The organism is Pseudomonas sp. AC463 (assembly GCF_979253585.1).
In genome coordinates, this window is record NZ_CEEDDZ010000389.1 from 1 (window position 1) to 307 (window position 307).

The following is a 307-nucleotide window of genomic DNA, read 5'->3' on the forward strand; positions in this document are numbered from 1 at the left end:
ATGATGAGCACGACGATCGCGGCGATCGCCACCCAGCCGGTCGAGTCGAACCCAAGCGCGGTCGGCGACGCGACATGCTCCTCGCCGCCCGCAACGGTGCCGGCGGTACCATGCTCCAGCCCGTCCTCGCCCTTGATCGGACGCTCGGTCAAAGCGGTGGAGTTCACCGCCTCGGCGCTGAAACCGGGAATAGCCATGTGCCCACACCTCGCGCACCGCGTGCGCCGCCTGATCGACGCTGACGTCGATACCGGACAGCTTGGACCCCGTCGCGGCCGAAGCGGCGCAGCAACTGGTGGCCAAGCTG

1 protein-coding gene is annotated in these 307 nt (G+C 68.7%); it reads right to left on the reverse strand.

What is annotated here, in order from left to right; genetic code table 11:
* Nucleotides 1-197, reverse strand: a 197-nt coding sequence (locus AC0IYH_RS30660; RefSeq protein WP_471837929.1) for a hypothetical protein, incomplete at its 3' end; no start/stop codon positions are given.
* Between the last annotated feature and the right edge of the window lie 110 nt (nt 198-307).